The 14,732-nt window shown below is 44.5% G+C and carries 15 protein-coding genes; 13 read left to right on the forward strand and 2 right to left on the reverse strand.

The window, feature by feature from the left end; all coding sequences use genetic code 11:
* The first annotated feature begins 5 nt into the window (after positions 1–5).
* The 10 genes from ACTSEZ_RS02610 to ACTSEZ_RS02655 all read left to right on the forward strand — a co-directional run bounded on the left by ACTSEZ_RS02610 (position 6) and on the right by ACTSEZ_RS02655 (position 9,900).
* Complete coding sequence (locus ACTSEZ_RS02610) at positions 6–863, forward strand: MurR/RpiR family transcriptional regulator (protein WP_369732638.1); 858 nt, start codon at positions 6–8, stop codon at positions 861–863.
* A gap of 24 nt (positions 864–887) precedes the next feature.
* Entirely contained in the window at positions 888–2,258 is a 1,371-nt protein-coding gene (locus ACTSEZ_RS02615) for a PTS transporter subunit EIIC (RefSeq protein WP_369732639.1), read from the forward strand.
* On the forward strand, positions 2,255–3,265 hold the full coding sequence (locus tag ACTSEZ_RS02620) for a MupG family TIM beta-alpha barrel fold protein (RefSeq protein WP_369732641.1): 1,011 nt from the start codon (positions 2,255–2,257) through the stop codon (positions 3,263–3,265). Before ACTSEZ_RS02615 ends, ACTSEZ_RS02620 begins: the two co-directional genes overlap by 4 nt.
* A gap of 28 nt (positions 3,266–3,293) precedes the next feature.
* A complete protein-coding gene (gene pbp4b, locus ACTSEZ_RS02625; RefSeq protein WP_369732643.1) occupies positions 3,294–4,652 on the forward strand; it encodes a penicillin binding protein PBP4B in 1,359 nt (452 codons plus the stop codon).
* Positions 4,653–4,671: 19 nt separating this feature from the next.
* Positions 4,672–6,591 carry a glycoside hydrolase family 3 protein gene (locus ACTSEZ_RS02630; RefSeq protein ID WP_369732645.1) on the forward strand — a complete coding sequence of 640 codons (1,920 nt, stop codon included), beginning with the start codon at positions 4,672–4,674 and terminating at the stop codon, positions 6,589–6,591.
* Between the two features lie 23 nt (positions 6,592–6,614).
* Positions 6,615–7,856, forward strand: a complete 1,242-nt coding sequence (locus ACTSEZ_RS02635) for an exo-beta-N-acetylmuramidase NamZ family protein (RefSeq protein WP_369732646.1) — start codon at positions 6,615–6,617, stop codon at positions 7,854–7,856.
* Positions 7,857–8,307: 451 nt separating this feature from the next.
* Positions 8,308–8,505 carry a hypothetical protein gene (locus ACTSEZ_RS02640; protein ID WP_369732648.1) on the forward strand — a complete coding sequence of 66 codons (198 nt, stop codon included), beginning with the start codon at positions 8,308–8,310 and terminating at the stop codon, positions 8,503–8,505.
* Entirely contained in the window at positions 8,498–9,016 is a 519-nt protein-coding gene (locus ACTSEZ_RS02645) for a GNAT family N-acetyltransferase (RefSeq protein ID WP_369732650.1), read from the forward strand. The genes ACTSEZ_RS02640 and ACTSEZ_RS02645 overlap by 8 nt, the downstream gene beginning before the upstream one ends.
* A 33-nt stretch (positions 9,017–9,049) precedes the next feature.
* Positions 9,050–9,655 carry a chorismate mutase gene (locus ACTSEZ_RS02650; protein ID WP_369732652.1) on the forward strand — a complete coding sequence of 202 codons (606 nt, stop codon included), beginning with the start codon at positions 9,050–9,052 and terminating at the stop codon, positions 9,653–9,655.
* Positions 9,656–9,762: 107 nt separating this feature from the next.
* On the forward strand, positions 9,763–9,900 hold the full coding sequence (locus tag ACTSEZ_RS02655; protein ID WP_369732654.1) for a hypothetical protein: 138 nt from the start codon (positions 9,763–9,765) through the stop codon (positions 9,898–9,900).
* A 44-nt stretch (positions 9,901–9,944) separates the two neighbouring features.
* On the opposite strand, the gene ACTSEZ_RS02660 is transcribed toward ACTSEZ_RS02655, so the two are convergent.
* Positions 9,945–10,574 (reverse strand): YitT family protein, encoded by a 630-nt coding sequence (locus tag ACTSEZ_RS02660; RefSeq protein WP_369732655.1) that lies wholly within the window; start codon positions 10,572–10,574, stop codon positions 9,945–9,947.
* 237 nt (positions 10,575–10,811) lie between these two features.
* Here ACTSEZ_RS02660 and ACTSEZ_RS02665 point away from each other — a divergent pair, with 237 nt between their 5' ends.
* Positions 10,812–11,672: a GAF domain-containing protein gene (locus ACTSEZ_RS02665; RefSeq protein ID WP_369732656.1), complete on the forward strand. Its 861-nt coding sequence runs from the start codon at positions 10,812–10,814 to the stop codon at positions 11,670–11,672.
* Between the two features lie 30 nt (positions 11,673–11,702).
* Here the strand turns inward: ACTSEZ_RS02665 and ACTSEZ_RS02670 are convergent, their stop codons facing one another.
* Entirely contained in the window at positions 11,703–12,524 is an 822-nt protein-coding gene (locus tag ACTSEZ_RS02670; RefSeq protein WP_369732657.1) for a glycerophosphodiester phosphodiesterase, read from the reverse strand.
* 128 nt (positions 12,525–12,652) lie between these two features.
* Here ACTSEZ_RS02670 and ACTSEZ_RS02675 point away from each other — a divergent pair, with 128 nt between their 5' ends.
* Together ACTSEZ_RS02675 and ACTSEZ_RS02680 are read left to right on the forward strand one after the other, a co-directional pair.
* Positions 12,653–13,345 (forward strand): response regulator transcription factor, encoded by a 693-nt coding sequence (locus tag ACTSEZ_RS02675; RefSeq protein ID WP_369732658.1) that lies wholly within the window; start codon positions 12,653–12,655, stop codon positions 13,343–13,345.
* Positions 13,342–14,700 (forward strand): sensor histidine kinase, encoded by a 1,359-nt coding sequence (locus ACTSEZ_RS02680; RefSeq protein ID WP_369732660.1) that lies wholly within the window; start codon positions 13,342–13,344, stop codon positions 14,698–14,700. Before ACTSEZ_RS02675 ends, ACTSEZ_RS02680 begins: the two co-directional genes overlap by 4 nt.
* Positions 14,701–14,732: the final 32 nt, after the last annotated feature.

Here is a 14,732-nt window from a genome sequence, read left to right on the forward strand (position 1 = left end):
AAGCTATGACAACCGGAGCTCTCTCCATTATCCAAACGATGCTTTCCAAGCTGCCGCAATCTGAACAAAAGCTTGCCGAATATATTCTCAAACACCCGCATGAAGTGGTAAACAGCACTGTAAGCGAGCTCAGCACATCGGCAAAGTCAAGCGGCGCAGCTGTTGTCAGGCTCTGCAAATCACTTGGACTCAAAGGATTTCAGGATCTGAAAATGAGAATTGCCGGCGACCTGATGAAGTCTGTTGAACAAGGCTACCGTGATATTGAGCCTGGTGAATCTCTTTACAGAGTTGTTGAGAAAACGACAAGCAATACGATTCAGATCATAAGGGATACAGCAGAAATCATCGACTATGAAAATCTGAGAGCAGCAATCAGCATGCTCATGAAGGCGAAAAACGTTCACTTCTGCGGAGTAGGCGCATCAAACATCGTCGCGCAGGATGCCCAGCAAAAGCTGATCCGCATCAACAAAGGAGCAACTGCCTTTACAGATATGCATCTTGTTGCAACATTAATAGCAAATGCACAGCCGGACGATGTGCTTTTCGCCATTTCGTTTTCGGGTGAAACGAAGGAAATCGTCAATGTGATGAAACTTGCAAGAGAAAGAGGAGTGAAAACGATTGGACTTACCCATTTCGGGCAGACGACCGTTTCCTCACTCAGCGATGTTTCGCTTCATACTTCTTTCTCAAATGAAGCTCCTTTCAGGAGTGCTGCGACGTCATCACGGCTTGCGCAGCTGTATATGATTGATATTTTGTTCCTCGGAATGGCGACCGAGCAGTATGATAAGACCGTTCAATATATTGATAATACAAGAGCGGCGATCAAATCAATGACAGAAAAAATGAAATAGGCACTACAAAAGGGGGATTACAGGATGGCTAAGGGGAATAACAGAAACTTACTCATTGCCGAGCAGCTGCTTGAGCATCTGGGAGGAGCAGAAAACGTCAGTGCTTCTACACACTGCATGACGAGGCTGAGAGTTTCTCCGCATGACAAATCAAAAGTAAATATGGATGCCATTAAAAAAACAGACGGTGTTCTTGGGGTTGTAGAGGAAGAGACGATTCAGATTATCCTTGGACCCGGAGCTGTCAACAAAGTTTCGGCCGAGTTTGAAAAGCTGCTTGCAGCAGCGGATGGATTCGACTTAAAGGATGCCGCATCGAAAAATAAATCTGAAATTGATAAAAAGAATGCAAAGCCGTTTAAACTGTTTCTCAGAAGAATTGCAAGCATCTTCATTCCGCTGATTCCGGCACTTGTCGCCTCAGGTTTGATTACCGGTATTACGAAAGCGGTTGTCCAGGCAGAGTGGCTTGCAGCCGATTCGCAGCTGGCCATTATTTTAACGGTTATCGGTTCAGGACTGTTCGCTTACCTTGGAATTTTAGTCGGTACAAACGCGGCAAAAGAATTTGGCGGTTCGCCGGCGCTTGGCGCACTCGCAGGAATTCTGGTCATTAACCCCGCAGTTGGCGATATTGCCCTGTTCGGAGAAAATCTTCTTCCTGGACGCGGCGGCTTAATCGGAGTCCTTTTCGCTGCCATCTTTATCGCTTTCGTTGAAAAGCAGGTGCGCAAATTTGTTCCTCAGTCTCTTGATATTATTATTACACCTACAATTGCACTTTTAATTACAGGGATCGTAACTTATATCGTTTTCATGCCTGTTGGAGGTTTTGTATCGGATACGATCACAAAAGGACTTCTGAGTGTCCTTGACCTTGGAGGAGTAGTAGCCGGCTTTGTCCTTGGAGCTACGTTCCTTCCGCTTGTTGTAACAGGCCTTCATCAGGGTCTGACACCTGTACATCTTGAGCTGATTAATTCAATCGGCGATGATCCGCTTCTTCCGATTCTTGCAATGGGAGGCGCAGGTCAGGTAGGGGCAGCCTTTGCCATCTACTTTAAAACAAAGAAGAAAAGTCTTAAGCGCGCAATTGGCGGCGGACTTCCATCAGGAATGCTCGGCATCGGCGAACCGCTGATCTTCGGTGTCACACTGCCTCTTGGCCGTCCGTTCCTGACAGCATGTCTTGGAGCAGGAGTAGGGGGAGCCTTCCAGGCCCACTTTGATATTGCGACAATTGCAGTCGGTGTATCCGGCCTGCCGCTGACATTCCTGGTTCACACAAACCAGATTATTCTTTACCTTGCCGGACTCGCCATCTCTTACGCTGCAGGTTTCATCTTTACGTATCTATTCGGATTTAAAGACGAAATGGCAGCTGAATTCAAGTGATTGGCATATCATTTTATCTTCAGGACCCGCATGCAGAACAGCAGATTCTGCATGCGGCAGCATCAGGCGTGAAGCGGGCGTTTACCTCGCTTCACATTCCTGAAGAAAAGGGAAACCTGAAGCAGAGGGCAAAAGAGCTGCTGGAACTTGCAGAAAAACATGACATTGAGATCCACGCCGATGTATCACCTTCCACACTAAAGCATCTTGACATACATAAATTCGAAGAGCTTTCTGCATTTGGAGTCAGGGGAATCAGACTAGACGACGGATTCGATGAAGCCGCGATTAAGTCACTTTCATCCGTTTTTTCCCTCTCTATTAATGCGAGCACAGTCACAGAGTCTGAGCTTTCAGCTTTGCTGGAAAACGGCTTGGAACCCCAAAAAATCATCGCATGGCACAATTTCTATCCGAGAAGAGAAACCGGTTTAGACGAAGAATTCTTTCATTCTCAAAATGAGCTGTTCAAAAAATACGGCATTGAGACAGCAGCTTTCATTCCAGGTGCAGGGACAAAAAGAGGACCGCTGTATGATGGACTGCCAACTTTAGAGAAACATAGAAACATATCCTCCTATGCAGCCGGTGTCGAACTGCTTCTAAAGGTCAATCACGTCTATGTAGGCGACCCGGGTACAGAAGACAGCCTGATTGAAAAATTATCTCTTTATAAAAAACAGAATATTCTCTCTCTAAGGATACTTTCAGACCAGTTTACAGGCGGCTTTTATCAGTTTCGGCCAGATGCATCAAGAGATGTTTTCAGACTAAAAGATACGCGATTGGCTGAAGAGGTAAAACCATGCAATACGATCGAACGGCAAATAGGAATGATTACGATGGATAACAGCGGATACGGCCGCTACAGGGGAGAAGTCCAGATTTGCAGGCGGGTGTTAGCGGCAGATGAAAGAGTGAATGTCATCGGGAGAGTGATAGATGAGGATTTGCCGCTTTTGAATCTTGCCCTGCCTGGTCAAAAAGTGAAGATCGACGCGGTTTAAAAAAATACGGAAAACAAAGGGGAAACGTATGAAAAAATGGACAGCCAGCGCACTTAGTTCAGTTCTTGCTCTATCGCTTATCGCACCATCTGCATCGTTTGCAGAAATCGCTGAAAAAGCCTCGCCTAAAGCTAAAACCGAGTACACAGTTCTGACGAAAGCAAAAAAACCTGAAGAAGCGGGTTTCTCTTCTGAAAAACTTGAAAAAGTAGACCAGCTGATTGAAAAAGAAGTCGCAGCCGGGTTTCCCGGAGCCGCTCTGATTGTCATAAAAGACGGCAAAATCGTAAAAAATGAAAGCTACGGCTACAAACAAAAATTTGACGGACATACACCGCTCAATAAATTCTTGAAGATGGAGAACGATACATTATTTGACCTCGCCTCCAATACAAAAATGTATGCTGCAAACTTTGCTCTTCAAAAACTGGCAAGCGAAGGGAAACTGGATGTTTACGACAAAGTTCAAACGTACATTCCGGAATTTAAGGATTCAGAGTCTGATGTGATAAAAGGCAAGGATACGATGCGCATTATTGATGTCCTCCATCACACAGCAGGATTTAAGCCTGACCCGCAATATCATAACCCTGCAGTATCAAAGGAACTGTATTCGCAGGAGCGGGAAAAAACAATCGCCAATATCAACAAGACGCCTCTTACATATGAACCGGGAACAAAGAATATTTACAGCGATGTAGATTATATGCTTCTTGGCACAATCGTTGAAAAAATTACCGGCCAAAAGCTTGATCAATACGTTGAAAACGAATTGTACAAGCCTTTGAAATTGAAGGATACAGTTTTTAATCCGCTGCAAAAAGGTTTTAAACAGAAGGAAATCGCAGCAACAGAACTGATGGGCAACACCCGTGACGGCGTCATCAGCTTCCCGAACATCAGAACATATACGCTTCAGGGGGAAGTTCATGATGAAAAAGCCTTCTATTCTATGGAAGGTGTATCAGGACACGCAGGTTTGTTTTCAACCACACAGGACCTTGCCGTTCTTCTTCAAGTGATGCTTAATGGCGGAGGCTACGGAAACGAGAAGCTTTTTGACAGAAAGGTTATTGAAGAATTCGTAGAGCCTTCGGACATGAACGGCACGTACGGACTCGGGTGGAGATTAAATGGAAACGACAGCATGGACTGGATGTTCAGCGAATATGCAAGCGACAGCGCATATGGTCATACAGGCTGGACAGGCACTGTCACGATCATTGATCCTGAGTATGACCTTGGCATCGTTCTTTTAACAAACAAAAAGCACTCTCCGCTTGTGAATCCGGCTGCCAATTCCAATCAATTTTTCGGCGATCTGTTTACAACAGGCAGCTATGGAAGTGTAGTAACCGCTGTTTATGAAGCTATGGAAACCAATTAAAAATAAGGGGATGGGTAACATGGGGAAAAAGAAATGGATATCCGCCGCTCTTGCAGCGGTCCTGTCAGTATCAGCTTTAGCGGGAATAAAGCCGGCGAAAGCATCGGCAGAAACTGATGTGAAAGCCATTGTAGAAAATATGTCCGTTGATGAAAAAATCGGACAGATGCTGATGCCTGATTTCCGCAACTGGAAAAAAGAAGGGGAAAGCAAAATGACTGGCTTTACGGTCATGAACGATGAAGTCGGCGGCATCATTCAGAAATATCACCTTGGGGGAGTCATTCTCTTCGCAGAAAACGTTGTCGGGACCGAACAGACAGCACGGTTAACGGACGGCCTTCAGCAGGCAAGCCCGGATATTCCGCTCTTCATTACAATCGATCAGGAAGGCGGGATTGTCACGCGTCTCCAGACAGGGACAAACCTTCCAGGCAATATGGCCCTCGGTGCTGCAAGAAGTGAGAAATATGCCTATCAGACAGGTGAAATAGTCGGCAAAGAACTTTCCTCTCTGGGAGTGAATGTTAACTTTGGTCCGTCGGTTGATGTGAACAATAATCCGGGGAATCCGGTAATCGGCGTCCGTTCGTTCAGTTCTAATCCTGAACTTGTTTCAAAGCTTGGCATCCAGACAATTAAAGGACTTCAAAGCCAAAATATGGCCGCAACAACAAAGCATTTTCCGGGCCATGGCGATACAGCGACAGACAGCCATTATGGACTTCCTGTAGTGACCCATGATAAAGAAAGACTTCGTGCTGTTGAGCTCGCTCCTTTCCAAAAAGCCATCGATGAAGGCGTTGACATGGTCATGACGGCTCATGTTCAATTCCCGGCATTCGATGATACAACGTACATCAGTAAAAAAGACGGACAGGAAATCCTTGTTCCGGCAACCCTTTCCAAAAAGGTTCTTACAGGACTGCTTCGCGAGGAAATGGGCTTTGAAGGTGTCATCATTACAGACGCTCTGAATATGAAAGCAATCGCGGAAAACTTCGGCCAGGAAGAAGCCGTCGTTCTTGCACTGAAATCCGGTGTGGATATCGCATTAATGCCTGCTCAGGTAAACTCGCTTGACATGGAAAAAAATCTAGCATCAGTCTTCAATGCCGTGAAAGCAGCAATATCAGAAGGGGAACTTCCGATTGAACAAGTAGATGCATCTGTTGAACGAATTCTTACACTGAAGGAAAAACGCGGCATCTTAACACCTGATTCAACTCCAATTGAGGAAAAAGTAGAAAATGCACTTGAAGTGGTCGGAAACAAAGATCACCTGAAAAAAGAAAAGAAAATGGCAGAAGATGCTGTCACACTTTTGAAAAACGAAGACAAAACACTTCCTTTCAAGCCGAAAAAAGGCGAAAAAGTATTGGTGCTTGCACCGTTTGCAGATCAAGTAGAAGCGATGACACGCAGCATCAAAGAATTAAAAGGCAAGAAAAAAGATGTTGAAGTCTCAGGCTATGCTTTCTCGGGAAAAACATTCGGTCCTGAAACAGCTGCTATGATCGATCAGGCTGACTATGTCATCACCGGTTCCTATGTGGTGAAAAACGACCCTGCTGTAAACGACGGCGTCATTGACGACTCGGTTCAGGATTCAAGCAAATGGGCAACGGCTTTCCCGAGAGCAGTCATGAAAGATGCACAGTCAAAAGGCAAAGATTTTGTTCTTATGAGCCTGCGCAATCCGTATGACGCAGCAAATTTTGAAGAAGCAAAAGCTGTTATGGCCGTTTACGGCTTCAAAGGCTATTCAAACGGCGCATACAGACAGCCAAACATCCCGGCCGGAATCAGAACAATTTTCGGAGAGTCAAATCCAAAAGGTAAGCTTCCTGTTGACATTCCATCCGTCACAAATCCAGAAGAAACGCTGTATCCGTTCGGATATGGACTTGACATCCGCTCAGGCAAACAGCTTAAATAATTTGATGTAAGGGAGAGGCTGAAATGAAACGAATACTTGTGCTCATAACGGTACTGATGCTTGCACTCAGTGCGTGGCCGGCTGAAAAAGATGTTTCTGCCCATAAAGAGAAAAAGAAAAACAAAGTCACACCGGGTGTTGAAGTATTGCTGAAGGATGAGAAAGAACTTCTTAAAGGTAAAAAAGTCGGGCTGATTACAAATCCGACGGGAATTGATTCAAAACTGAACAGCATCGTTGACCAGCTGCATAACGATCCTGAAATCGAACTAACGGCCCTTTTCGGCCCTGAGCACGGCGTCCGCGGAGATGCTCAGGCCGGATCGTACGTCGAGTTTTACATTGATGAAAAAACAGGGCTGCCTGTTTACAGCCTGTACGGAGCGACGAAAAAACCGACTCCTGAAATGCTTGAGAACGTAGAGATTCTTCTTTTTGACATCCAGGATGTCGGAACGCGCTACTACACTTACATTTACACAATGGCTTATGCTATGGAAGCAGCAAAAGAAAACAACATTCCGATTGTCGTGCTCGACCGCCCGAATCCGCAGGGAGGGGACAGTGTCGACGGACCTGTCCTTGAACCTGAAGCTTCGTCCTTTATCGGACTTTACCCGATTCCGACCAAGCACGGCATGACGGTTGGAGAGCTTGCATCGCTCTTTAATGAAGAATTCAACATTGGAGCCGATCTCACAGTCGTGAAAATGAAAGGCTGGAAACGCTCCATGGATTATGATGACACGGGCCTTCCGTTTGTTCTGCCTTCGCCAAACATGCCGACTGTCTCTACAGCATTTGTCTATCCTGCAACAGGTCTGATTGAAGGAACAAACCTGTCTGAAGGACGCGGTACTACAAAACCATTTGAGCTGATTGGAGCACCATTCATTAACAGCACAGACCTTGCTGCGGAGCTGAACGCACTCAGCCTGCCGGGCGTGAAATTCCGGGCTGCATCATTTACACCGATGTTCTCTAAACATGCAGGCAAACTCAGCCACGGAGTAGAAGTCTATGTGACCGACAGAGAAGAATTTGATGCGGTGCCGACAGGACTGCACATCATCAAAACCGTCCATGACATGTATCCGGAAGATTTTCAGTTCTTGTCAAACAATTTCTTCGACAAGCTGATCGGCAACACATGGACAAGACCGATGATCCTTGAAGGAGCAGCTGTCTCTGATATCACAGACAAATACAAAAAAGACCTTGATGCATTCAAAAAAGTACGAAAAGAATATTTGATTTATAAGTAAGCACGAAAAGGATGGAATCTTCGGATTTCATCTTTTTTGTTGCCCTCAAGTACTGGTAAAAGGAGTGGGAGGGTAAGCAACAGCGTGAATCGTACCCCTCTAAAACCGAAAAACGATTTTGGGAGGGTAAGTAAAAGCCGGAACCGTACCCTGCAAAACCGTAAAACGATTTGGGAGGGTAAGCAAAAGCCTGAATCGTACCCTCTAAAACCGAAAAACGATTTGGGAGATTAAGCAAAGTCGTGAATTGTACCCAGCAAAACCGTAAAACAATTTGGCAGCGTAAGTTAAAGCGGAACCTGTACTTCTTTAAGCTTGTTTTGTTGATCACCCAATCAAGCTGCTATCCAAATAAATAATCACAGGTTGCAGGATATATATGGAATACAGAGAATGTTTTAGTTAAGTAAACAGAATTCCTTTTCAACGTTGCTGTAAAGGGAGACATTTTATGAGAAAACAGGTAACTATGAGGGCAGTGCAGCAATCATATCGCGAAAGAAAGAAAAAGAAGGCAGCAGAAAATAAGGAAATGCTCGGGGGCAGCCGCGGTTCTTTCCATCTTCTTGCTTTTTGCTTTTTTATTTTTTCATCAGTATCTCGTATAGTAGCAAGAATAAAATGGAAAAGCGGTGGACATGTTGATTGAAACGAAGAGGTGTCAGGCGTCCCGAATCCGAATAACAGATATAGAAGAAGTAAAACAGCTCTATTTAAACCCGGAAGTTCGCAAATATCTTGGAGGAGTGTGTGATGAAGAGTCGCTTGCACCAATGATTGAAGCTGTAAAGGTCGCAGAAGGCCAGCTGCCTTATTGGGTTGTAAGGGAAAAAATGACGCAGCAGTTCATGGGTACTGTCTCTCTTGATGTTCACCATGAAGGCGTACATACAGAAATCTCCTATCAGTTCCTGCCGAAATGGTGGGGAGCGGGGTATGCTTCTGAAATAGTCCGTGCCGTGATAACGTATGCTTTCGAAGAGATGAATCTTCCGGTGATCCTTGCTGAAACGCAGACAGCCAATCTGGCATCTTGCAAAATGCTTGAGAAGATCGGCATGAAGCTTGAACGCAAACTGCTGCGCTTTGGGGCACAGCAGTCGCTGTATGCTTTGGAGTCATGCAGCCAAAAGGAAAATCCGAGGATATTATATAAGTAGGCGAACAATTATTAATAAGGCGGTGGGATACATTTGAAAAGACTTCAAAATAATAGTTCCGACCATTACTATTTTGAAAATATCCAGCAGATAGATGAACGAATATGCCAGTTGCTTATTGAAAGAAGGAAAGCTGCAAACAAGAATCCGGTTTACCCTCCACAGGAGATGATTTCTTCATGGGCAAAACAATATGATATATATGAAGATTTGCTGGAAGCTTTGTTCGGTTTGCTGAGAAATGAAGATGAATGCCGCCCTCAGGTAGTGCCTCAAGGTTTTATTAAAAACGTCCGAGTATTAAAAACTGCCGAAAAAGGAGAGTTTTTATATACAATTCCATTTATCAGGCAATATGAAAATGCCAGTGTTGTCTCTTTTCAAATTGACTGGGAATTGACGAGCATGGAGATGGAAGAACGCATGCATATGCATAGATACTGGGAGTTGTATATTGATGAAGCATATGACTGCCGTATAAAAAGCGGAGGAGGATCAGACGGACATCTCGCTTATCAGTTTACAGTTTCCCCTCCATTGCCTGATGATCTTTCAGGAACTACCTTTAAATTTAAAGAATACAGCGAGCCGTATACAGGAGTTCCCGCAAACTCAATTATCGAATTTAACTTGGAGTAAAATGATAGCCGCTCCTGGAAATTTTATTGAAAGCTGTGCATTGAATGTAGTCCAACCTTCTTAGACATATACTAATATATCCTTTGATAGGAGGTAGGAGTAATTCGGTGAATAATGAAGATGAAAAAACAAAGGTGAGAGACGATGCCTGGAACCGGACGTTTTACGGGAGTCCGACAATAGTGGGATTCATAGTCTTTGGGAGCATTGCTGGAGTTATTATTTATCAGTGGCTGTTTGGATGAACACAAAAAGGAACCGGATTAAAACCCGGTTCCTTTTTTGTTTTTCACGCTGTTGCCGAAACGCTGTTCTCTTCTGCTTCAGCATGACCGCTTTCACGCTCAAGCGGAGCTTTTTTATGGTATCTTCCAAGAATTGCCGTCATGACGAAGATGGCAATGGCTGAGTAGACAATTTGCAGGGGACCGAAAACAAGCAGCGCTGATCCGACAATCATCAGGTCGGTGATAAGCATCGTTCTGCCTGGGTTAAATCCAAATTTCTTCTCGAGAAAAATACAGAGAATGTTCATGCCGCCAAGTGACGATCCGTTTCTGAATAAGAAGATCAGACCGATTCCGATGGAGATTCCTCCAAGTATGGCTGTGATGACAGGGTGAGGAAAATGGACAATGAAAGATTGCTGCAGAAATTCTGAGGTGATGGACAAGATGCTGACGCTGATAAACGTCCTTAGGGTAAAGGCTATGCCCAGCTGTGTGACGGCAAGTGCATAAAAAGGCAAGTTAATGACAAAAAACAGAGTTCCAAATGAGTAAGCTGTAAGGTGCTGTGCTATGATTCCCATCCCTGCAGTTCCGCCGATGACAAGCTCTGAGGATGAAAGCAGGTGAACGCCGAGCGACACGGCAAAACAGCCGGTGATGATGCTGATCCAGCGAATAACAATGTGCATGCTTTCCGTACGACTCCTTCTATAGATGATAAAATTCATTATACATGAAGATATTCGAAAACCATTTGTTATTGAAAAATGGAAATGTTATGAAAATTTATTGGTTAACTGCACGCAGACGGGCCTGATAAATAGTCAAAAATCATGTTTGATTGGTTAATGCAATGGGTATTGGTTATAGGTTATGTGGGACGGGCACAAACAAACGACGACTTTCAGAAGGGCTGGTGAACAGAAGTGACAGACACGCTTTTAGGTTTGAGCAAGCCGATAAAGAAATATTCAAATTTTGATGAAGCTTCTGAAAGCATTCTTCAAATGATGAGCAAGTTCATTGAAATTAACACCTTATTTATTGCAAAAAATGATCAGCAGCATAATGAAATTGTGAAAGTTTTGAATCAGGATTCCGTTTTGCTTGAGGAAGGCTCTGAGCTTCCATTCAGGGAAACATTCTGCAAGCTGAGCGTCGATCAGGGGAGAGAGGTTCTGATTATTCCCGATTTGGCAGGCAGCAGCTTGACGAAAGATCTGGATGTGACGAAAAATTTAGGCGGAGGATGTTTTATCGGTATTCCGATTTACTATGAAAACGGAGAGAATTACGGAACAATATGCGGACTCGATACAAGGTCTTTTCCTTTTACAGATAAGCATGTTGAGCTCTTTGAAACAATGGCAACCCTGCTTTCGTATGTACTTGAGCTTGACCGGGCGAACAAAGAGATCATTCACTTGTCAGCTCCGATTGTCCCAATCACCAAAGGGGTGGCTATTCTTCCGATCATTGGTGATATCAGCGAATACCGTGCAGAAAAGATTATACATACGGCACTTACCTCAAGTACAGATTTGTCATTAAGCTACCTGATTATCGACTTATCAGGGATTCTTCAAATAAATGACGATGTGAGCTTTCATTTGCTTAACCTTGTCAGAATGCTTGAGCTGATCGGGGTGACACCTGCCCTGACAGGGATTCGGCCGGATCTTGCGATGAAGGCTGTTCAGCTGAATCTTGATTTGGATAATGTCCTGATTGGAGGAGATGTTGAGGGGATTTTAAGTCATATCGGCTTTTCTCTGAACCGCAAATGAGTGTAACTTTAAAAGCATGAAGCCGCGGCTTCATGCTTTTGCTGGTTTTATATAATCCGGAAAATCGGTTGTAATGCCGTCCAGATCAAGCTGAAGAAACGCATTTGCAGATCTTCTGTCACGTATGGTGTAGGGAATGATTTTCATGTCATGTGCGTGAATACGGGAAATCAGCTTTTTTGTCACCAGACGTTTGTTTGGATTTACATAGTTTGCATATTTTTTGAACTCTTCCAGCTGAGCATTTGATATTCCCTTTGGTGTGAATTTTACAAGTACGCCAATTGGAACAGTTGGAGCGATATCATGGAACAGTTTCATTGAATTTGTATCAAACGACTGAACGATGATTTTGGGTTCCCGGTTTTCAATGAGCCCCCTGCTTGCAAGGGCGTCATAGACTTTCTGCTCAATTCCGGGATAAAGGGCAGGGCTTTTGAGTTCAATCAGCAATCCGCATTTTTGAGGATACCGGTCGAGAACTTCATCAAACGTTGGTATGCGCTCTCCTGCAAAAACGGAATCAAACCAGCTCCCTGCATCCAGAGCCTGAAGTTCCTGGCTGGTCAAGTCGCGCACATTGCCTTTGCCGTTTGTTGTCCGCTCGACAGAATCGTCGTGAATCACCATCAGTCTTCCGTCTTTGCTCAGCTGGAGATCAATTTCGATAAAGTCGGCTTTCATGTCCATCGCCTTGTCAAAGGATGCCAGGGTGTTCTCGGGTGCATATCCCGAAGCTCCCCTGTGGGCAATTGTCAGCATTGATTTTGCTTGCCCGCGGTGTGAAGTCTTTTTTATGAAATAAATAACTGCCAGTAAAATGACTGCAGCAGCAATCACAATTGTTTCCATAAATCTGTCCCTCCCGTTCAAGCTTGTCTTTTTATAGTACCCCAGTTTAGGAATGTTTGCCAGCTGGACGGTAAGAGTTATCATGGAACTGTGATATACTGCAAGTAAAAAAATACAGGGGAGTTAGTATGGAAAAAATTTTGGTCGTGGAAGATGAAGTGAAAATTGCGCGTGTTCTGAAGCTTGAGCTGGAATTTGAAGGGTACAGCGTCCATTCTGTACATGACGGCCTTGAAGCGCTCGAGGAAATCCGTTCTTCTTCATGGGACTGCATCCTTCTTGATGTCATGCTGCCCGGGGTTACTGGTTTAGAAGTGCTGAGACGGCTCAGGGCACAGGATGGACAAACACCGGTAATTCTTTTGACAGCCCGTGATACCCTGCCGGATAAAGTGAGCGGACTTGATCAGGGAGCAAATGATTATATAACAAAGCCTTTTCAGATTGAAGAACTCCTTGCAAGGATCAGAGTATGCCTTCGTGCAGCGAAGCCTGCAAATGTTCTGAAGGAAGCAGACATTCTAAAGGCGGGAAATCTTATGGTGAATATAAAAACGAGGGACGTAACACGAGGTGATGACTCAATTGAATTAACGCCGCGTGAATTCGATCTTCTTGTGTACTTGCTTTCACATAAAAATCAGGTTTTAAACAGGGAGCAGATTCTAAACGCAGTGTGGGGATTTGATTACTACGGTGACACAAATGTTGTTGATGTGTACATACGTTATCTGAGGAAGAAAATCGACAGCAGCTATCATCAGCCTCTCATCCACACTTCAAGAGGAGTCGGGTATTCCATCAAGGAGCCTGCAGTATGAAAATCAGCCATAAAATCCAGCTGTTTTCAACGGTATGGATGCTGATTATTGTCCTTGGCATTCATGCGGCCATCTATTTTCTTTTTTTAACAATCACTCTTGATCGCGAGGTTGAACGAACCGAGAATCAGGCTCATGCCGTTGCAGCAGCTTTGAAGGAAGAAGACGGCAGAACGATGAACACAACGAATCTTTTAATAGCGTATTTACCGGCAGATGGAATGATCCGAATCATTGACGAATCGTCGGGGCAGCTTGCCGCTGTTTCTAAAAAAGGAGAATACCGTTCAAATTTTGATCCGGATTACTCAGCTTCTGAAATAAGCGGCACTGTCAAATCCGGTGGTGATACCTTCTCCCGGGCGGCCATTCCTCTCATCTGGACGGACGGAGAAGTTGTCCAGCTTGAGGTGACAGAAAACCTCTCGCATGTTGATGAGGATATGGACCGGCTGAAGGTCGTCCTTGCCCTGGCTTCGCTTTTTATGCTGCTGCCGATCTTTGCTGCGGGCAGCACATTAAGCAGAATCATCCTGAAACCCATCCACACGCTAATACAAACGATGGAAGAAATTCAAAAGAAAGAAACGTTTAAAAAAATAGAGACAAACAGCGGTTCAAAAAAAGATGAACTTCATCAAATGACCGAAACGTTCAATAAAATGATCGGGCTGATTCAGACGAATTTTGAAAAACAGCAGCAGTTTGTGTCTGATGCAAGTCATGAACTGAAGACTCCTCTGACGGTCATTGAAAGCTACGCTAACCTGCTGAAACGATGGGGCTCTAAAAAGCCCGAAGTGCTTGAAGAAGCAGTAGAAGCCATTTATTCCGAAGCGGTAAGAATGAAAGAGATGACAGCTCAGCTCCTCCTGCTTGCAGAAAACGACGCACATATGCAGGCTGAAACGAGAAAAACAGATGCAGCAGCTCTATGCAGACAAACAGGGAAAAGCCTGGAACAGGTGTATCAAAGAAGAGTGGTCTATCACTTTTTCAAGCCGGAAGTGATGGTGTCTGCAGATGAGTTAAAGCTAAAACAGCTGCTCTTTATCTTACTTGATAATGCATTTAAATACAGCGAAGAAGAAATTGAATGCACAATAGATCAAAAGGGGAACATGATTCATTTATGCATCAGAGACCGCGGGATCGGCATCCCCAAAGAAGATCTCCCCTTTGTGTTTGACCGGTTTTTCAGAGTGGATAAAGCACGTACAAGGGGAACTGGAGGAACTGGCCTGGGCCTGTCGATTGCCCGGAAAATTGTCACTGCACATGACGGCGAGATTCGGATTGACAGTTCAGAAGGGCTGGGGACAGAAGTTCATGTGTATCTCCCTGCTTTCTCATAAAGTTTTAATGTTTGCGGGTTATGCTGAACATA

It is taken from the genome of Metabacillus mesotrionivorans, assembly GCF_052171315.1.
In the GTDB taxonomy this organism is placed as follows: domain Bacteria; phylum Bacillota; class Bacilli; order Bacillales; family Bacillaceae; genus Bacillus_P.